Origin of the sequence: Myroides gitamensis (genome assembly GCF_029894455.1) — a bacterium.
In the GTDB taxonomy this organism is placed as follows: domain Bacteria; phylum Bacteroidota; class Bacteroidia; order Flavobacteriales; family Flavobacteriaceae; genus Flavobacterium; species Flavobacterium odoratum.
Map to the genome: position 1 here is coordinate 186,088 of NZ_JARYHN010000001.1, position 20,260 is coordinate 206,347.

At 37.1% G+C, this 20,260-nt stretch carries 16 protein-coding genes; 8 read left to right on the plus strand and 8 right to left on the minus strand.

Annotated features, from left to right (window positions below):
• Window positions 1–333 precede the first annotated feature (333 nt).
• Both lpdA and M2306_RS00905 read right to left on the minus strand, forming a co-directional pair.
• Window positions 334–1,725 (minus strand): dihydrolipoyl dehydrogenase, encoded by a 1,392-nt coding sequence (gene lpdA, locus M2306_RS00900; RefSeq protein WP_002986996.1) that lies wholly within the window; start codon window positions 1,723–1,725, stop codon window positions 334–336.
• Between the two features lie 270 nt (window positions 1,726–1,995).
• Window positions 1,996–3,471, minus strand: coding sequence for a DASS family sodium-coupled anion symporter (locus M2306_RS00905; protein WP_259190752.1), 1,476 nt, complete (start codon window positions 3,469–3,471; stop codon window positions 1,996–1,998).
• Window positions 3,472–4,043: 572 nt separating this feature from the next.
• Between M2306_RS00905 and M2306_RS00910 the strand changes: the two genes are divergently transcribed.
• Window positions 4,044–4,925 (plus strand): hypothetical protein, encoded by an 882-nt coding sequence (locus tag M2306_RS00910; RefSeq protein ID WP_498882726.1) that lies wholly within the window; start codon window positions 4,044–4,046, stop codon window positions 4,923–4,925.
• The gene (locus M2306_RS00915; protein ID WP_498882727.1) at window positions 4,894–9,009 is read left to right on the plus strand and encodes an RHS repeat domain-containing protein; all 4,116 of its coding nucleotides are present in this window, start codon (window positions 4,894–4,896) and stop codon (window positions 9,007–9,009) included. The genes M2306_RS00910 and M2306_RS00915 overlap by 32 nt, the downstream gene beginning before the upstream one ends.
• A 146-nt stretch (window positions 9,010–9,155) precedes the next feature.
• On the opposite strand, the gene M2306_RS00920 is transcribed toward M2306_RS00915, so the two are convergent.
• From M2306_RS00920 to M2306_RS00930, 3 genes are all read right to left on the minus strand, one after another.
• On the minus strand, window positions 9,156–10,910 hold the full coding sequence (locus M2306_RS00920; RefSeq protein ID WP_259189159.1) for an ABC transporter ATP-binding protein: 1,755 nt from the start codon (window positions 10,908–10,910) through the stop codon (window positions 9,156–9,158).
• A complete protein-coding gene (gene truA, locus M2306_RS00925) occupies window positions 10,907–11,644 on the minus strand; it encodes a tRNA pseudouridine(38-40) synthase TruA (protein ID WP_115091366.1) in 738 nt (245 codons plus the stop codon). Before truA ends, M2306_RS00920 begins: the two co-directional genes overlap by 4 nt.
• 95 nt (window positions 11,645–11,739) lie before the next feature.
• On the minus strand, window positions 11,740–12,570 hold the full coding sequence (locus tag M2306_RS00930; protein ID WP_115091365.1) for a hypothetical protein: 831 nt from the start codon (window positions 12,568–12,570) through the stop codon (window positions 11,740–11,742).
• A gap of 203 nt (window positions 12,571–12,773) precedes the next feature.
• On the opposite strand from M2306_RS00930, the gene M2306_RS00935 reads away from it, so the two are divergent.
• Window positions 12,774–14,054, plus strand: a complete 1,281-nt coding sequence (locus M2306_RS00935) for a M64 family metallopeptidase (protein WP_259189154.1) — start codon at window positions 12,774–12,776, stop codon at window positions 14,052–14,054.
• Window positions 14,055–14,084: 30 nt separating this feature from the next.
• On the plus strand, window positions 14,085–14,597 hold the full coding sequence (locus M2306_RS00940; RefSeq protein WP_115091363.1) for a metallophosphoesterase family protein: 513 nt from the start codon (window positions 14,085–14,087) through the stop codon (window positions 14,595–14,597).
• 45 nt (window positions 14,598–14,642) lie between these two features.
• Here M2306_RS00940 and M2306_RS00945 read toward each other — a convergent pair whose 3' ends face one another.
• A complete protein-coding gene (locus M2306_RS00945) occupies window positions 14,643–15,059 on the minus strand; it encodes a DUF4293 domain-containing protein (RefSeq protein ID WP_036462561.1) in 417 nt (138 codons plus the stop codon).
• Window positions 15,060–15,252: 193 nt separating this feature from the next.
• Between M2306_RS00945 and rho the strand changes: the two genes are divergently transcribed.
• Together rho and M2306_RS00955 are read left to right on the plus strand one after the other, a co-directional pair.
• Complete coding sequence (gene rho, locus M2306_RS00950) at window positions 15,253–17,061, plus strand: transcription termination factor Rho (protein ID WP_259189153.1); 1,809 nt, start codon at window positions 15,253–15,255, stop codon at window positions 17,059–17,061.
• 129 nt (window positions 17,062–17,190) lie between these two features.
• On the plus strand, window positions 17,191–17,559 hold the full coding sequence (locus tag M2306_RS00955; RefSeq protein WP_259189151.1) for a hypothetical protein: 369 nt from the start codon (window positions 17,191–17,193) through the stop codon (window positions 17,557–17,559).
• Window positions 17,560–17,997: 438 nt separating this feature from the next.
• Here M2306_RS00955 and M2306_RS00960 read toward each other — a convergent pair whose 3' ends face one another.
• Together M2306_RS00960 and M2306_RS00965 are read right to left on the minus strand one after the other, a co-directional pair.
• Window positions 17,998–18,519: a hypothetical protein gene (locus M2306_RS00960; RefSeq protein ID WP_259189150.1), complete on the minus strand. Its 522-nt coding sequence runs from the start codon at window positions 18,517–18,519 to the stop codon at window positions 17,998–18,000.
• Window positions 18,520–18,522: 3 nt separating this feature from the next.
• Window positions 18,523–18,906 carry a hypothetical protein gene (locus tag M2306_RS00965; protein ID WP_259189149.1) on the minus strand — a complete coding sequence of 128 codons (384 nt, stop codon included), beginning with the start codon at window positions 18,904–18,906 and terminating at the stop codon, window positions 18,523–18,525.
• Between the two features lie 289 nt (window positions 18,907–19,195).
• On the opposite strand from M2306_RS00965, the gene M2306_RS00970 reads away from it, so the two are divergent.
• Together M2306_RS00970 and M2306_RS00975 are read left to right on the plus strand one after the other, a co-directional pair.
• Window positions 19,196–19,606 (plus strand): hypothetical protein, encoded by a 411-nt coding sequence (locus M2306_RS00970; RefSeq protein ID WP_259189148.1) that lies wholly within the window; start codon window positions 19,196–19,198, stop codon window positions 19,604–19,606.
• A gap of 305 nt (window positions 19,607–19,911) precedes the next feature.
• The gene (locus M2306_RS00975) at window positions 19,912–20,082 is read left to right on the plus strand and encodes a hypothetical protein (RefSeq protein WP_498882728.1); all 171 of its coding nucleotides are present in this window, start codon (window positions 19,912–19,914) and stop codon (window positions 20,080–20,082) included.
• Window positions 20,083–20,260 lie beyond the last annotated feature (178 nt).

The window sequence follows — 20,260 nt, forward strand, 5'->3', positions numbered from 1 at the left end:
CTTTCGCTGTCCTAAAATACTAATGGTGATGCAAGCGAGTGCAAATGCAAGCGATCCAATTTCTAATGTTTGTTTATAGAGGAATTGATCGATGTTTTGGACCATTAGTATCATTCCGACGACCAGGAATAAAAAAGCAATACTCCGTAAAAAGGAGAGTGAAAATCGATTCATAATTAAATTATTTATGGTTAATAGGCTTAAATATAATTAATTATGTTCTTTTTTCAAAAGAATAAGAGGAAAAGAAAGTAGTGAAAGAGGAATAAAAGCAAAAAGTCTGTCGAGAATCGACAGACTTTTTTTATGTTTAAAACGATGTATCGTTTGCTATTATAAGTGGATTACTTCACCGTAAGCGTCAGCAACAGCTTCCATTACAGCTTCACTCATTGTAGGGTGAGGGTGAACCGCTTTAAGGATTTCATATCCTGTTGTTTCTAGTTTACGAGCTACAACTGCCTCAGCAATCATATCTGTAACACCAGCACCAATCATGTGACATCCTAACCATTCTCCGTATTTTGCATCGAAGATTACTTTTACGAATCCGTCAGGTGTTCCTCCTGCTTGTGCTTTTCCAGAAGCAGAGAATGGGAATTTACCAACTTTGATTTCGTATCCAGCTTCGATTGCTTTTTTCTCTGTTAATCCAACAGAAGCAATTTCAGGAGTAGCGTATGTACATCCAGGGATATTTCCATAATCTAATGGCTCAACATGGTGACCAGCAATTTTCTCAACACATAAGATTCCTTCTGCAGAAGCAACGTGTGCTAAAGCTTGTCCAGGAACAACGTCTCCAATTGCATAGTATCCAGGGATATTTGTTTGGTAGAAATCGTTTACTAAGATTTTATCTCTATCTGTAGCAATTCCAACTTCTTCTAAACCAATATTTTCAATATTTGTTTTAATACCTACTGCAGATAAAACGATATCAGCTTCAATGATTTCTTCTCCTTTAGCTGTTTTAACTGTAGCTTTTACTCCTTCTCCAGTTGTATCTACTTTTTCTACAGAAGCATTTGTCATTACTTTGATTCCAGCTTTTTTCAATGAACGCTCGAATTGTTTTGAGATATCTTCGTCTTCTACAGGAACGATGTTTGGCATAAATTCAACAACAGTTACATCTGTCCCCATTGCATTATAGAAATAAGCAAACTCAACTCCAATTGCACCAGAACCAACCACAATCATTTTCTTTGGTTGTTTCGGTAAAGTTAAAGCTTGACGGTATCCGATTACTTTTGTACCATCTTGTGGTAAGTTTGGTAATTCTCTAGAACGAGCTCCTGTTGCGATGATAATATGGTCAGCACTATATTCTGTTACTTTTCCATCTTTATCTGTTACATCAATCTTTTTACCTGGTTTTACTTTTCCAAATCCATCGATAACCTCAATTTTGTTCTTTTTCATTAAGAATTGAACACCTTTGCTCATTCCAGCAGCAACTCCACGTGAACGTGTAACTACAGCATCGAAATCTTTATCAACTTCTCCATTAATTGTCAAACCATAGTCAGAAGCATGCTTCAAGTATTCAAATACTTGTGCAGATTTTAGAAGTGCTTTTGTAGGAATACATCCCCAGTTTAAGCAAATACCTCCTAAATTTTCTCTTTCAACTACTGCGACTTTAAAGCCTAATTGAGATGCTCTGATTGCAGTAACGTACCCTCCAGGGCCACTTCCTAAAACAATAATATCGAATTTCATATGTATGTATTTCTATATTTTACGCTACGAAAATAATCAATTATTTCGGTACTTGAAACTTTCGGTTTGAAAAGTTGATGGACTGTAAATTATAGAATTGTAAATTCAAGATCTTTTAAGGGATGTTTAGAAATGAGATTGTCAAGTAATGTTTTAAAATGTTGTCTATTTGTTATCTGTTTCTTGTTTTTATTGGCAACAAAAGGCGTGAGAGTATGGAACTTCTCACGCCTAAGTAAAAATAATAAAACTATAGAGGTAATTGTAGGATTACCAATACCCTAGGATTTTCCACCATAGGCCACCGATTGTAATCCAAATGAATAAGTTTACAAGACTGATAATAAATCCTACCTTCCACCATTCAGCAAGGGTGGTATAGCCTGCTCCAAATATTATTGGGGCTGTTCCTGTTCCATAATGCGTCAAGGACATCATCAAAGAAGAAGAAAAACCAAGTAATAAGGCCAATAACATCGGAGGAGTGCCTAAGGCAATTCCTGCAGCGAAAAAGGCTGCAAACATAGCTGTAATATGCGCGGTTGTGCTAGCAAAAAAATAGTGAGAATAAACATATACGAGTAGTAAAATTAAGGTGCCCACAATCCAGTTTACTCCCAAATGGTTAATTCCTGTACCTACGGTTTGAGCCAACCAAGAGACTAATCCTAATTTACCCAAGAAGCTTGCCATCATCACAAGCGCAGCAAACCAAACAATGGTATCCCATGCACCTTTGTTTTTTAGAATATCATCCCAGGTAAGCACGCCTGTAGCCAGTAGGATAGATAGCCCAATAAATGCTGCTGTTGTTGGCTGTACAAGATAACCTTCTCCAAAGAGCATAGCGGGAACACCTGCCCAAAGCAAGAGCAACAGAATAAAAACGCCCAATGTGATTTTTTCGGGTAGTGAAAATGGTCCTAGCTCTTTTAATTGTGCTTTGGCAAACACGGGAGCATTAGGTGTTTCTTTAATTTCAGGAGGACATATCTTATAAATGACTAATGGCATAATGAATAAGGAGAAAAGGGCAGGCACAAAAGCTGCTACAGCCCACATTCCCCAAGACAGATGAAAGGATGGATCTGTTCCTTCGTAAATCATACTCACAATAAGTGGATTTGGGGCAGTTGCGGTGATAAACATCGCAGAAGTAATGGGATTGGTATTGTAGTTGACCAGTGATAAGTATCGACCAATGCGTTTTCTCAATGCCGCTGTAGGACTCGATCCGAAACTTTCTGAGATGGAACGCATAATCGGGTAGATTATACCACCACCGCGAGCAGTATTACTAGGAGTCACAGGAGCTAAAATAGTTTCAGCAAAAGCTAAGGCATAGGCAATCCCCAGCGTTTTTTTACCAAAGATGGATATCAAAAAATACCCAATTCGAGCACCTAAACCAGTTTTGCCTAAACTAATTGAAATCATAATTGAAATTCCAATCAACCAAATGAGGTCATTGGAAAAACCACTTAAAGCGTCTACCAAGGCGGCTTTAGAATTTCCCGGATTGGTAACACCTGTTACGGCAACTAAAGCAATAGCGCCAATAGATACGGCACCAATAGGCAAGGCTTTTCCAATAATTGCGGCAATTGTACCAACAAATAAAGCTAGTAAATGCCAGGCATTTGGATCTACCCCCTCAGGGACAGGAATGAAAAACCAAATGAGTATAGTTAAAGATACTGCAATAGCTGTGGGGATGGGTTTGATAGGTTCTAAAGTATAAGCCATCTTCAATCATTTTTAGTGTAATTGTACGATTCGAATCGAGGTTAGAATTGTTTGTATTTGCGAATTGTATTCTAACATTGTATCACTTATTATCTATATACCAAGAAATAGACCAAACTTTGTTTTTACTTGATTTTTTTTGAAGATGTATCGAAGTATTGGAAAAGTATATTGAAAATGATCAAAAATAAGCTTCGTTTTACGATTAAGCCATTCCGATTGTTTGTTGATAGAAAAAAGGATATAGGTGATGAGTAGAACCAACCTCCTTCTTTTAATGAAATTCCATTTTAGTTAAAACATGTTGATTTGTTAATTTACTTTGATTTTGATCTCTTGTTTAAGAGGGGTAAAGAAAGGGTTGATAGAATAACTTTTTACTTTTAAAATGTTTTATGATGCTATAATAGCGATTATTAACATGTTTGATGAAAGAAAAAAGGCAGATGAATGAGGTGACGAATTAGAAAATACAGCGGTGTTTTTTAGTTTAATTGTATCGTTGAGTATATGTGATGATTGCTGTTTTGCGTAGGAAAAACGAAGTGATTTAACCTTAAAAACAAATGCTTATGAAGGATTTTTTTACACAAAGTCAGAATTTCATTGGTTCACAACAAACGGGAATCGATCCAAGAACGGGTGCTTTTACGCTAAATTTACCTTTAGCTACTCTCAATGCGAATTACGGTATGGGTCCTGAGGTCTCCTTGTCTTTAGCAAGTAGTTCATTAAATCAGGCGGATGAGGGTTTTGGTATTGGCTTTGGCCTTCCTTTTACCACCTATGACTATCAAAATCAACTGCTTCGACTCTCCACGGGTGAGCAGTATTTAGTGGAGGAAGATAGCGATGATTATCAAGGCGAACTTGTTGTGAAACAAAAGAAGTTAAACAACTTTATCTTTGAGCGCTTTAATGGGGATGATGATCAAGAAGGGTATTATAAAGTAACCTATAAATCGGGATTAGTTGAGATTTTAGATAGCCCATCTTCCTCTTATTCGATCAAGAATACGGTGAGTATTCAGACGTACGAAGGTCATGCGGTTTACTTGAAATGGATGGGGGACAATGCTCGTTTAATTTCTATTGCTGATGATCACCATACTTTAGTAGAGATTAGTTACTTTGATCTTAATGCTCCTGTTGTTTCCGTTTTCCCTGGAGAGGAAGAAGCCTACGAGATCCAATTTACCCTTGGCAATGGTAAATTGGAAGAAGTGAAACAAGTGCAAGAAAACTACACTTGGTTTCTCTACTACACAGCGCAGGGATTCATCAAGGAGATCAAACACCCCACAGGACTCATCGAAACGATTGATTATCAGTTTGACGTTTTTCGCTTTCCCGATAATGTATATCCAGCTTTACCCGCTGCTGTTAAACACAGACGTTCTCCAGGGAACGGACAACCCGATCTTGTTTCTAGCTATAGCTTTACTCGCCAATAACTACTTAGGTTATCAAAGTGGACTTGAATTTGAATCAGATCGCGATAATTTATATACGGTGATGAGTGGTTATGTTTATGGATCTACTGTGGAGCAAACCCAAGGTAATTTGACTATTGAAACAGAACGCACCTATAATAGTTTTCACTTAAATACCAGAGAAGTTACTACTTTTCATTCCTCCAATGAAGTAAAAAGCATTCAGGTAGATTTGGAGTATTACGCCATTATCGGAATTCCCTTTGAGTATCAACCCAATCAGTTTCAATTGGTCAAAGAAAAGACCACGACCTGGCGAGATTCCAATGGAACCCGTCAAGAGGTTCACCTCACTGAGTTTGATACAGACGGGAATCCGACCTTGGAGATTCAACCCAACGGCAGTCAAACGACAATGACTTGGTACGATGCTGATGGAGAACGCGGTTGTCCGGCAGAACCCCATGGTTTTGTGCGCTTTTTAAAAGAAAGCATCACCATTCCCAATCAGGATGACTACGATACCCCCATTCAAATGGAATCCTATACCTATACTAATTTGGGAGATTCTGACTTGATTGTCGCCGAACAGTTGTCCAAATACAGCGATGATGAATTGCTACAAACGCGTTTTTTCGAGTATGAGCAGGATTCCAGTAGTTTGGATTATGGTCGTATGACTTTTATTCACGATAAATTATATGCCGATGGGGCGTATTCTACGGCTTATGATTCCTATCAAGCCTTTGAGTTTACCGTTGATGACGATGAAATCACACAAGAGACTATTTTTACCGGTCATGATGGCTGTGAGGCCGCTACTAGCACTACCTCTAGTGCTTTTACCCACCGCGTGTTGAGCCAGATTAGTGCACAAGGGGTTGTGAGCTCTTATAGCTATGATTCGATGGGTCGAATCTTGCGCTCCACTCAGGCGGAAGGTACGGCTTATGAAAGTTCTACATATTGGGAGTATGAATTGATGAAAGAGACGAGTAATAATTCGCTTGTCTCTATTACTCCTGTTACGCATTATACCGATGCTCTGGACAATCAAGCGAAAGTGTATTTTGATGGCTTAGGACGCGAGCTGCGCAAATACGGCTTAGATCGCAAGGGAAGTGGTCAATGGGAAGAAATTCTCAGTCAGGATTACAATGCAGCGGGTCAATCCAGCCAAAAAACGGTTCGCGATGTACAAACCTCCAATAACCGAAAGGTTACTTATTCCATCCGCACCAACATCTCTTATGATGGTTGGGGGCAAATGATGATGCTTCAGTTTACCAATGGGATAAAAGCCCATCAAGAAGACAATCCCGTTTGGTTAACTTCTTCGCGCTGGCAAAGTGGAGGAAGCATGCGCAGCGGACAGTGGAAAAAAACGATGCACTACAAGAGTCAGCTCTTGGAAAAAGAAGAGCGCATCAATTTGCAAGGACAGGTTGTTGGAACTAAGTTGTACGCTTGGGATGGCTTGGGGCGTTTGCGAGAAGAAGTTGATGAACTAGGACATAGCGTAGAACGCACCTATGATGCTTATGGACGCGTACTCACCCAAACCCTGCAAGACGGAACAACGCTAGAATATACGTATGTTCCCTATTTAACAGGAAGTGAAATCGCTCGAATTGAGGTGAGCAGTTCTGATGGAAATTGGGTATTGGGCGAGCAAGAATTTGACAGTTTGGGTCGCTTGCTTGAGCAACAAACCGGTGGTCGCACCACCTCGTACGACTATGAGGATGCTTCCCCTGTTCCTTCTACCGTGACGCAACCCGATGGAACCACCATTGAGTACGCCTACATTGCGGAACTAGGCAATGCCATTACTCAAATTGAGGCGGATGATTTGACCCAGGCCTTTGAATACGATAGCACAACGGGTGCATTAATCGAATCGGCAGATGGAATGGCCTCCAATCAGAACTATTGGAACGACTACGGGTTACTTGAAACAGAAACGCTAACAGTCAATGGCGATGCTTATGATATGGATTACCAGTGGACCTTGAGAGGAGAACCCGCTTCGCATAGCGACATTACAGGCGCACAAACGCAGTATGAGCGCGATGAGCATGGCAGTGTGAGTCGCATTGTCGATCAGGATGTAACGGCTGATTTATTCTATGATGCCTTGGGACGCCTGGACAAGAAAATAGTAGAAGACAACCATTCCTACACTAAAATCGAAACGGAGTTTGAATACAATGAATTCGATCAGCCGTTGGTGGAAATCATCAAGGACAGCAAAGGCACACAATTGCGTTTAGAGCGAAGTTGGCTTTCCAATGGATTGCTAAACAGACAAGTAACTAAGTTAAACGGCAACAGCATTAAAGAAGAGGATTATGCCTATGACGTGCGCAATCGCCTGGTGGAATATAGCATCAGTGGGAGTGAATTTCCAAAGGATGGTTATGGACAGGCTTTTCGTAAACAAATATATGAATACGATGCGTTGAATAATTTACTAACGGTGGAAACCACACTGGAAAATTATCAGGTGGATGTGGCGGAATATCACTATGAGAATCATGCCGATCCGACACAGTTGACCAGTGTGACGCATTCCCATGGATCTTATCCTGCAACTATTGAATTGGAATACGACACCTGTGGACGCATGACAGTGGATGAAGCAGGTAGAAACCTGAGCTATGACGCTTTTGGACGACTTGTTGAACTAGAAGGGCCGCAAGATAGCACTTACCAATACAATGCAAATAATCAACTGGTCAATCAAACCGTAGCAGGAGATCAGAACTGCCAGCTGTATTACCGCGCAGGAGAACTGGTCAATCAAGTACTAGTGGAAGAGAATAAGAAAGTGCGTTGGATTAAAAGTGGAGCAACCTGCTTGGCGGTCAACGATGATCAGGATGTTACCTTAACGGCAAGTGGGCAGAATGAGAGCTTGTTGTGGTCGGTGAAAAACAGTGATTCCCAAGGAGAACTACACCAATATGGAGCGTACGGGCAGGGAGAAGCAGAAGAATATCTACCTGCTTTTAATGGGGAGCGAAAAGATCCAATCAGTGGGCATTACCACTTGGGTAATGGATATCGTTCGTATAGTCCAGTCTTGATGCGTTTTACTTGTCCCGATAGCATGAGTCCGTTTGGAGCAGGTGGAATTAACGCCTACGCCTATTGTGCTGGCGATCCGATTAACTTCATTGATCCTTCGGGGCACAGTGCCATGGGAACAGCGGGGTTGTTCTCTGGAGGGGTAATTTCGCAGGGATTGGCCCAATTAGGTGCAGTCGGAGGAATTGCCTTAGGGATTATTGGAATTGTTAGTGCTGTTGCAACCTTTGGTGCTTCTGTGGCTGGAATGGGCGTTGCGATGGCGAGTATATCCCTGACCCTTAGTTTAGCCGCAGAGGCAACAGGAATCGCTAGTATTGCTGTTGGTAATAACAACCCGGAGCTATCGGCTAAATTAGGTTGGGCTTCGCTGGGATTGGGAATTGCGGGGATGGGAACAGGATTTTACTCAAAACCTACTAAGCTATCCAATAAAATAGGCATACAAAGTAGTGCGAGCAGTATTTCAATAGAAACACGTTTTTATCAAGAATATCCTCCTCTTAATGTGAACTCTTCTACTACTGGGGAGGGGAACATCATAACTCTTTTAGCAGGAGATAACTATAATATGGAACAACCTAGCAAAGTTGTTGTAATAGGACATGGAAATAATGTTGTGGAGAATGATGGGAAGTTTACTTCCATACGGCCAGTTGGTTTTCATGCTGAAGAAGGTCAAACATTATTTTTGGACGCAGAGGCTTTGTTTAGAGGAGAAATAAATTTAGGTAACGCAAGGGTTAATTATCCAAGTGGACACAGAATACCACAACAAATAATAAGTGCCCCGCTTCTTGATGTGTTTGACCCAACAACAGGAGTGCTAAGTAAAGATACATTAGAATCCTCTATAGATCGTATTACGAATGCTATACATCAGAACCCTAATCTTCCATATGTTGTTGGATTCATTGCTACAGATAATCCTATAGAGATATCAGATGTGACACGTCTATTAGAACAATATTTTACAGAAATCGAGTACATTTGTTGTCGAGGTATATTTCCCTGAATAGGAATAAATGGAGCGTTAATTATTTACTTGGATTTACAAGTAAAACAAGTTCGTTGCCATCGTTTTTAATAAGGAAAATAAAAAAATCCTCCAACAAGAATAACCTTGTTGGAGGATTTTATATTAGAAACGAATAGATAAATTTAAGCTGATTCTACCACTTTAAATTGTGATTCATATAAGTTTCTATAGTATCCATTATCATAGGTCAATAACTCTTGATGTGTTCCTTTTTCCACAATTTTACCTTTATCCATGACAATGATCACATCAGCATTGACAATGGTTGCCAAACGGTGTGCAATGATAATAGACGTTTGATTGTGTGTTAAGTAGTCCGTCGCTTTTTGAAGGAGTTCTTCTGAATGTGAATCAATCGAAGAAGTTGCTTCATCGAGAATTAAAATACTAGGTCTACTTACATAGGCACGTAAGAAGGCGATCAACTGTCGTTGTCCTGAAGACAACATCACACCGCGTTCTTTTACGTCATAATCATATCCTCCTGGTAAATTTACAATGAATTCGTGAATACCTATTTTCTTTGCAGATTCAATGACAAATTCTCGCGTGATATCAGGATTATGTAGGGTGATATTATTCAGAATACTATCGCTAAACAAGAAAACATCTTGTAAAACAATGGCGATTTGTTTGCGTAAGGAAGCCAATTCAAAATCGTGAATATCAATATGGTCAATTTTAATTGTTCCTGTATTGATATCATAAAAGCGATTCAATAAATTGATGATGGTCGATTTACCTGCACCAGAGGATCCTACAATTGCAACAGTTTGTCCTGCTTTAATCTCTAAGTTAATTCCTTTTAATACTTCTACACCAGGAATATAACTGAAATGAACGTTGTGTAAAGAAATATCTCCTTTGAAAGCTGGCGCTTGAATGGTACCTGTATTTTCAATGGTTTCATCCATTTCCAATACTTCAAATACGCGTTCTGCTGCAATAATTCCCATTTGCATCACGTTAAATTTATCCGCAATTTGACGTAAAGGGTTAAACAACATGCTGATTAACATGGTGTAAGCAAATAAATCTCCAAAAGTGGTGAGGTTATCTCCTTGGACAATAGACATCCCTCCATACCAAATAACCATTCCCAGGGTTAAGGATGAAACGATATCGGCAATTGGAAAGAAAATAGAGTTATATAAAATATTTTTTAACCAAGCTTGGTTGTGCTTTTCATTGATCTCTTTGAATTTTTCATATTCAATTTCTTCACGTGTGAATAGTTGAACAATCTTCATCCCTGAAATACGCTCTTGTACGAAGGTATTGAGGTTGGCAATTTGTGTACGAACTTCTTGGAAGGCGTCTTTCATTTTAATTTGGAAGATTCGCGTTGCATAAAGTAAGATAGGCATGGCCAATAAAACAATGCAGCTTAATTTCCAGTTCATGTAAAACATAATCCCCAATACAACCACCATTTTCAACAAGTCACTGACAATCATAAATAATCCCTGACTGAAGATGCTGGCAATCGATTCGATATCTGAAACAGAACGGGTAACTAATTTCCCTACAGGCTCATTGTCAAAATAACGCATGCGAAAAGAAATAATTTTCTTAAACAGTTGTTCGCGAATATCTTTGACAATGTCTTGTCCTAACCAACTTGCCCAATAGGTAAATAGAAATTGGAATAAGACTTCAAGAAAGAGCACAATCCCCATTAAACCGACATAGAGCAATAATCCATTTTGGTCTTGCGGTTGTACATAGCTATTTACTGTTTCTTTGACCATATACGGACGTGCCGCAGCAAAGATGGATAGCGCAATGGCGAAGAATACGACCCAGCGGAATCTACTTTGGTACGGTTTGGCGTACGCTAAGGTTTTACGCAAGGATATAGAATTTAATTTTTTCATAAATAAGGGTAACCTACTTTCGTTAAAAATAAGCCTTTTCCGGGAACTGAAAAACCAGCTTTTCCTCGGTCTTTGCTTTCGATGATGGCTCTGAAATCATCAAGGGTGATTTTGTGTAATCCCACATTGATTAAAGTCCCAACAATGGCACGTACCATATTGCGCAAAAAGCGATTGGCACTTACCGTGAATATCAGCTGATTGTCATTTGTTTGGGTCCAAACTGCTTTGTAAATGGTGCAGTTGAACGTAAAAACGTCTGTATGCGTTTTAGAAAAACATTCAAAATCTTCGTATTCAAATAGTATTTGTGCCGCTTGATTCATCAAAGCAATATCTAAAGGGCGATGATGGTAATAGCTCAAAGGATGGACAAAAGCATCTTTGAATAAGTGCATGTGATATTCATAGGTTCGATATGTTGCATCAAATCGCGCATGTGCTTCTGCATCTACACTGTGAAATTGATAGACCACAATATCGGGAGGTAAAAAAGAATTCATCTTTTGAATTAATGCTGCAGAATCAAAAGGTAGATCATAATCAAAATGAGCAAACATTTGTTTTGCATGCACACCCGCATCAGTTCTACCTGCACCAACTAGTTCAATAGGTTGACGCAGTAAAGTTGAAATAGCCTCAGTTAATGTTTGCTGTACAGTAGGTGCGTTGGGCTGTAATTGCCATCCATGATACGCTGTGCCATTATACGCAAATTCGATAAAATATCTCAAAATTAAATCCGTTTTTAAGCTTACAAATATACTTTAAAAATAAGGACTTGGCAGTTCATGTTTACATAAAATTGAGGTAAACATTTAGCAAATTGTTATTCTAGGGTTACAAAATTAGCAGAAATCCAAGCTCGAATATTTTGATCGGAATTGTATAAATACGCAGAGACATTGTCTTCGGAAAAATTTTCAGGATTAACTTCTACATAAAGCCAAGTACGATCTTCTAAATCAACTGTATCTAAAATTTTTACTCGTGTATTTTTTTTAATTTTTGCAATAGTATATTCTCCATTTGCATTAAAAAAAGAATTAAAATCTTCATCTTGATGTTTTTCCATGGAAGGGTAAGATCTTAAATTATAACCTTCATTTTGAATGATTCCCCATTTGACAGTACTATAGTAAGGTGAATAGTCAGGTACCTCAAAGTGTTTCACATTGTTATAAGAATCAACTACGCCATAATTTTCTATAAATGATATACCTTCCTCATTAAAATGAATGGTTAGTTTGCCACGTACTACGGACTCGCCGCAACATCTATTTTGGGTTAGTGTGATATCTTTTTGCCTCGCTTCAATTTCAGACGAAGAATAATTTGTAAATAAAACAGGGGTATAATCATTTGACTTTTTATCTAAATAAAAGGTATAAATAAAATTTGTTTCTCCCCAAGGATATAAGTAGACAATAGCTTTTATCTCAGGTGTTAGATTCATGTATATTTTGGTGTAATCTTCCTTTTTTTCATCATCCCATCGTAGGACGTATTGATCTAAATCTACTTCTGTTTCAAAATTTTGTTCTTCAATTTTATTAAAAATGATCTCATCACTTGATTCGATATAGGTATTGTATTGCCCATAACTAACAGTGCTAAAACCTAGCAATAGAGAAAAAAGGATGCGGTTGATATTTTGCATAATAACATTTAATTGTAATAGAGAGGTAAGTTAACTTTTAAAAATAGGAAACGTAAGATAAATGTATGTTTTTATTCTTCGTTGTGTTGGTATAATGGGGAATTTAGATTGAACTCTAAAATAAAGCGCATAAAAGGAGTTGGGAAAACACAAAAAAAGTAATGAAATAGTCCTATTTTTACTTTTTGAAAACGATAAAGACGATGAGAAAAATAAAGAAGATTGTTTTAGCCTTGCTGTGTAGTGGGGTATTCACAGTGGTACAAGCACAAGATTTCAATCAATATTTCGAAAACAAGACGTTACGCTTGGATTATATTTTTGGAGGAAATGCCCAAGAGCAGTTTATCGTATTAGATGAATTGGTTCGCTATCCAGAATGGGCGGGAAGAACCCATCATTTGAGTGAAAATGCACTGAGAGGAAATGGACAAGTGCGCTTGTATGATGAAGCTACTAATCAATTAATTTATACCACAAGTTTTAGTACCCTCTTTCAGGAGTGGCTTTCTACAGAAGAGGCGGAAAGAGCAACGAAGAGTTTTGAAAATGTTTTTCTTGTTCCTTTTCCCAAGCAAAAAACCAAAGTCGAAGTCGTTTTATTTGATGTAAATGGACAAGAAAAAAGTACGTTAACACATTGGATTCAACCTGAAGACATCTTGATTCATGATAAGGGAATTGTAGGAGTAACTCCTTATGAATATATACATCAGGCTAAAGACAATAGCAAGGCAATTAACGTTGTTTTTGTTGCAGAAGGTTATACAGCGGCTGAAATGAATCAATTTGTGGAAGCAGCTAAAGTTTCTGTAGATGAAATATTGAAACACCAACCTTTTGGGCAATTTGGCGATTATTTTAATTTCATTGCTGTAAAAAGTCCATCAACAGATTCAGGCGTAAGTGTACCAAGAAAAGGAGAATGGAAAAAAACAGCTGTAGCTTCTAATTTTGATACGTTTTATTCCGAGCGCTATTTGACAACAAACCGCCTAAAACAACTACACGATTTACTTGCGGGAATTCCGTATGAACATATTATTATTTTAGCAAATACAAATGTATATGGAGGAGGAGGTATTTACAATTCCTATACGTTGACGACGACAGGACATAAAGATTTTAAACCCGTGGTTGTGCATGAATTTGGACATAGTTTTGCGGGGTTAGCCGATGAGTATTTTTATGAACAAGATGTATTGAGCGATTTCATTTCCAATCAAACGGAACCTTGGGAGCAAAATATCACCACGTTAAAAGATTTTGATTCTAAGTGGAAAAGCCAATTAAAAAAAGGAACTCCAGTGCCAACCCCCTTGAATCAAGCTAAAAAATATCCAATAGGTGTTTATGAAGGATTGCCAGGAAATGGCATTTACAAAGGAGAATTGGAATGCCGTATGCGTACCAACCAACACGATAAATTTTGTGCGGTATGTCAGCATGCAATAGAAAATTTAATTCACTTTTATATTGATTAATTGTTGTAAAACAAACGAAAACTCAATGCATTGAAAAAAATATTATTACTATCAGATACCCATAGTTGTATCGATGAATCCATCTTGAAATATGTCAAACAAGCCGATGAAGTTTGGCATGCAGGTGATATTGGAAACCTTCAAGTAACAGATGAAATAAAGAAGTATAAACCCTTGCGTGCGGTATATGGCAATATAGATGATGCGGAAGCGCGGTTAGAATTTCCCGAAGAACAGGTCTTTGTTTGTGAAGGAATGAAGGTGTATATGATTCATATAGGCGGATATCCCGGTAAATACCGAACCCAAGTAAAAAATCAATTGTTGCGCGAAAAACCAGGGTTGTATATCTGTGGACATTCCCATATTTTAAAAATACAATATGATCCGCAGTATAGCGTGTTACACTTAAATCCCGGAGCAGCGGGAATCAGTGGTTTTCACCAAGTTCGAACGATGTTGCGCTTTGTGTTAGACCAAGGAAATATTAAAGATATGGAGCTCATCGAGTGGCCTAAAAACAAAAAAACCGAACAATTCTAAATTGTTCGGTTTTTTTTTACGCACTAATAAACTAAGATGTTAGGTTTATCGTAAGCGATCCACAGATTTTACAAGATCTTCATCCTTCTTGATGGCTTTGTTTGCTAATACAAGCAACACGATAGAAACAATAGGGAGGAACATCCCAATACCTTTCTCAGAAACGATTTCTGACGCTTCTCCAGATACAGTTAGTGTTCGATAAACAAATAATCCTAATAGTATAACGTTTAATATCATAGTCAGTCTGTTGCAAACAAACTGTCGTTGTCTATTTTTATAATTCATGATACTGACAAGCGTTAATGCTGTACATACACCAAAAAGAATGGTGTAACTAGGAATGAACATAAAGTAAATTTCCTCTTGTTTAGCATTGTACCATAATGGAAAAACAAAGGGTAATACGCCAAGCACAATAAGAGCTAGGGTCATATATACGGTTTGAATTCGCTGTAGCATGATGATTGGATTTCTGTAACTCACACAAAAGTAAGGTTTCTTTTTTATAAAAACCTATTAAATATTAAAAATAATTCGTATTATTGCAACAGTTATGTCGTAAGTACTTCATAATACGACACTTCTACTAACAAAAATTCCATTCTTATTTTTTAAGACACAACTCATTTATTTATAATCTATAAACATTTATATGTTTGACATTTCCCAATTAGAAAAAATGAAGGTTTCTGACCTTCAGGAGATCGCGAAGAAGGCTAAGCTGACTAAGGTGTCGACTTTAAAAAAAGGAGAGTTAATTGAGCGAATTATAGCGCTTCAGACTCCGACAGAAGCTAAAGCGCCAAAGCCTGTTGCGAAAAAAGAAAAAACGGTTGAAGCTGAAACGGTTCAAGCTGTGCCAGCAGAAGCTACTGCAGTAGAAAAACCTAAACGCCCAAGGCTAGCTAAACAAGCGACGGAAGTTGAAGCAACTCCGGTGGAAGGGAAACAACAGAAGGTAACTGAAACAACAAATCAATCGACAAAACCTTCAAGAGGAGAACAAGCAGATGCAGAAGCAAGCAAAGCCGACCAACCTGCTCAACCTCGTGATAATCGAAAAGAGTTTACCGCAAAGAAGAAAAATGACAATACAAAGCGCGATTTTCAAAAACGCGACTTTAAAAATAATAGAAAGCAACAAGGAGAAGATCAACGTCAAGGAGTTGCCCAAGATACTACAAAAAGCGAAACTGAATCTTCAGTTGTAAGCGACCAGCCTGTGGTTGAACAAGAAAACAAGAAACAACACCACAATCAACAAGGCAATAAAAATCAACAACGAAATCAAAACCAATCTAATAACGCCCAACAAAAAAATAATTTCAGAGAACCTGATTATGAGTTCGATGGTATTATTGAAAGTGAAGGTGTATTGGAAATGATGCCTGACGGTTATGGTTTCTTGCGTTCTGCCGATTACAATTATTTATCCTCTCCAGATGATATTTATTTATCTCAATCACAAATCCGCCTTTTTGGATTGAAAACTGGAGATACAGTAAAAGGAGTGGTACGCCCTCCAAAAGAAGGAGAAAAATTCTTCCCTTTGGTACGTGTATTAAAAATCAATGGTCATGATCCTCAAAGCGTGAGAGACCGTGTATCTTTTGAACATTTAACACCGATTTTCCCTACAGAGAAATTCAAATTAGATGGACATAGAAGTACAACATCAACGCGTATTATGGATATGTTTGCTCCAATTGGTAAAGGACAACGTGGAATGATCGTTGCTCAACCAAAAACGGGTAAAACCATGTTGTTGAAAGATGTTGCTAATGCTATTGCTGCCAATCACCCAGAAGTTTATTTGATTGTTTTATTGATCGATGAGCGTCCAGAGGAGGTTACAGATATGCAACGTAGCGTTAGAGCAGAAGTAATTGCTTCTACTTTTGATGAACCAGCAGAACGTCACGTAAAAGTAGCTAATATCGTTTTAGAAAAAGCGAAACGATTGGTAGAGTGTGGACACGATGTGGTTATCTTATTGGATTCCATTACGCGTTTAGCTCGTGCTTATAACACAGTACAACCAGCTTCAGGAAAAGTATTGAGTGGTGGAGTCGATGCGAATGCATTACAAAAGCCAAAACGTTTCTTCGGAGCTGCTCGTAATATCGAAAATGGAGGGTCGTTGAGTATTATTGCTACGGCATTAGTAGATACAGGATCTAAAATGGACGAAGTTATTTTCGAAGAGTTCAAAGGAACGGGGAACATGGAACTTCAATTGGATCGTAAATTGGCGAATAAACGCATTTACCCTGCGATTGACATCACTTCTTCAAGTACACGTCGCGATGATGAGTTGTTAGACAGAGATGCTTTACAACGCACGTGGACTGTTCGTAAGGTAATGGATGATATGAATTCAATCGAAGCGATGACTTCGATTATTGATTCAATTAAAAATACAAAAAATAACGAAGAGTTCTTTGCGGAAATTCAAGGATAATTAGTGATTTTGAATATAAGCAAAAAGAGATAGTGCCGTAGGGACTATCTCTTTTTTTATTTTTTTTAAGGAGTAACTAGATAGTTTGCTATTTTTGCGCCATCAATTACGTTGAATCGAATATTCTAAATGATCAAGTTTATATTCTTATTGTTAGTGTTATTATTGGACTACCTAAGTTATCGCTATGGGAAGTCCCAGATAGCTATGCAACGTAAAAGCATTAAATTTAAAAGAAGATCCCTCCAAAAAACGTGGTCAGAAAAACGAGCACAACTGGAAGAAAAGACCAAACAGCTAGAACGAGAAATCAAGGAAGAAGAGGATGATTTTGACGATTTTATAGATAAAGACACCTTTAATTTCTTACTCGCTGGGGCTATTGCTACTCTCTTGTTTTTAATAGTAGGATTGTTTACTGGGAATCCGTTATACTTTTACCTTATCATCTTTCTGATTACGACGTTGGTTTATGTGTATTACACTAAAATACAATAAACAGTCCCTGTTTTTAGCCAAAATCGAATTAAATTCACATCAAAATAAACCGAAATTTGGGGATGAATATCATTTTAAGTAATGCTATCTCCATTCAGTTAAAACCAGAAAAAAAGCCTATCAGTAAGAAAGAATCAATAGTTAATTCCCTTTCCGATAAGCTTTTTAAGTACAAACTTGTATAAGGATACTTCCCTATACGATATGTAATTGATTAGTTAGCTTCTTTGTGATTTTTAATGTAGTGAGATAAAAAAAAACTCTAGTTCTAAGTTAGGAAAAATAAAACGAATAGACTAGGAAATCTGTTTTTTTAAGATAAGGTGTAGTTTTTGTGTAGGTTGTTTTTTTTAGGTCTTAGTGGATACTTGTAGTTTAGATAAAGAGAAAAAAAGCCCTTTTAGAGGGCTTTTTATACATGATGTGCGATAGCGAAAATTAACTAATGATAAAATAGGTTTCAGTACCAATAGTAAAAGTAGAGGCAACTGTATTGTTGTGAGGTATAGATACTGAAGGATTATTATGACAAGCACTGCTGTTTTGTAGACCAAGGTAACCACTAGTACCTGATGTTCCTATATTGATGTGATGGAATGATTTAAATAAAAAATAAGACCATTCCACTAAAGGTGCATACGCTTGTGCTTGTGTAGGAGTTAGACTAGCTCCTCCTGCGCCTGGCCCTAAATTAAGAGAAAAAGTAACCGGTGTTACATAGTTTGTATTAAAATCTGCAAAATTTCCGAAATACAAGGTTTGGTTTGGTGCCACGTTAAAATAATAATTGTTAACATGTGTTGCGTAGGCAGATAATTCAGGATAACAACTAGGAGCGACCGCACGAGGTTCAATAAATAAATCGTGATCATTCGTTCCGTTTATGATTGTTAATCCCCCTAATGCATATGTTTGACTTGCACAAAAGCAAGTTATAGCAAATAAAATTAATTTTTTCATGGTTTAGTTGTTTGAGGTTAGACTTACAAAAATTTGAAATGCTTTATTTAATATAGCATTGATATCATTATTGGTTTCTGCTACTAATTCAGTTTCTGTAACACCTGTAGCATAGATTAATTTTTTAGCAGGTGTAAGTAGAATCTGTTTATTCTTGTCTGATAATTCAGAACCTAATTTGGCTTGTTCTTCTGGGGTAGGTCGATTTTCTGGAGAATTTATTTCCCTCAATGCTGCTTTAAAAGCTTCAATTTCTTCTGTAGCATCAAAACCTCTTGTAGTCATATGGGTTTTGTTGGTTGTAGTATCTGTTTTCGACTCTTCACTACATGAATACAATCCGTAAAGTAAAAAACTAAGGGACGTGTACATTAAAATTTTTTTCATAATACTATGTTTTTAAATTGGTTTTTCTAAAGTTATCAAATTTTATATGTATACTAAAAATCAGTTTGTTATTTAGTAAAACGTACAGTTTTTCTGTACCTGAAGGGTAAGTGGGTTTACATGCAAATGATAAGGTAATGGCTGTTTTTTTTTATGGAAAAAGGTGTTAAATATAACGATGAAGTAGTCTAGTTGTATGGTTTGTTAAATGTGTTTTGTGAATTTTTTAACATTGTTTTTTTTTAAATTAAGTTTAATTAACCAATTAAAATTTAATTTTATGAAAAAAATGTTAGTATTAATAGTGTCATTGATGTTGTTTAGTTGTAGTAGTGATTCGATTTCAGAATCAAAAGAAAGCATGGATTATTCCAATGTAAACACAACATTAAACGCGGGAATAGAAAAGGCTCGAGCAAATTTTGAAGAGTACTATCGTATGTATATGTCGAGTAAGAATCTTTTGACAAAAGAAGAATATGTAGAAAAACTATATCAATACGCTTATGATTATTTGAAAGCTTTAGATATAGTTCCTCCACTAGATAAAGAGGAAACTGTAGGGATGGCTTTTGCTAACTATTATGAAATGAATTCAGTATCTTCTCCCGGGAAGAAGGGAATAGCTAGATCTATTGAAATTATAAACAATACTCCATATGATTTGAATCTGGATGTAATTATCATTAAATTAAATTAAATTAAATTATTCGGGATTAGGTACTAATTATTTATCTACTCCTGACTTAATAAAGGTTTCACCTTACCAGTCATTTGCTTTGCAGCAAATTAATAATCAGTTTGATTTTCCTTATTGCTCAACAATACATTCTACGGATTGGAGTTATTATAATTATCCTGATAATCCCATGCTTGATGTTGCATGTTCAAATGTTCCAAATATACCTAATGTTGCCAATAGAGTTGGTTTTCTTAATATAAAAACAATTAAATGTCATTTTACAGAAGTTAACATGGTGGTGCCTCTAGGAGGAGTATCTGGCTATGATAATTATTGGACGTAATGATAGTCATCATTTAATTGGATTTGGCGAAATTGATAATGAACCGATAGGTTTTTCTACAGGTGATGGTGTCTCCTTTTTTGTGTCAGAAGTGGCTATGATTATTGGAGGAAGTGATATTCATGTAAATGAATTCAATTCAAGTAACTAAAAGTAAAGAAGTTCATCTCTAGATGAACTTCTTTTAATTAGATTTAAATATGAGTTGCTATATAAATAGAAGCATAAATAAAAGATTATTGGTAAAGATCTATAGGGATTGTTGAGTTTGTTTGAAATTAAAGAAGAAAGCAGAAAAAAAACTACGCTAAGCCTCTCTCAATTAAACA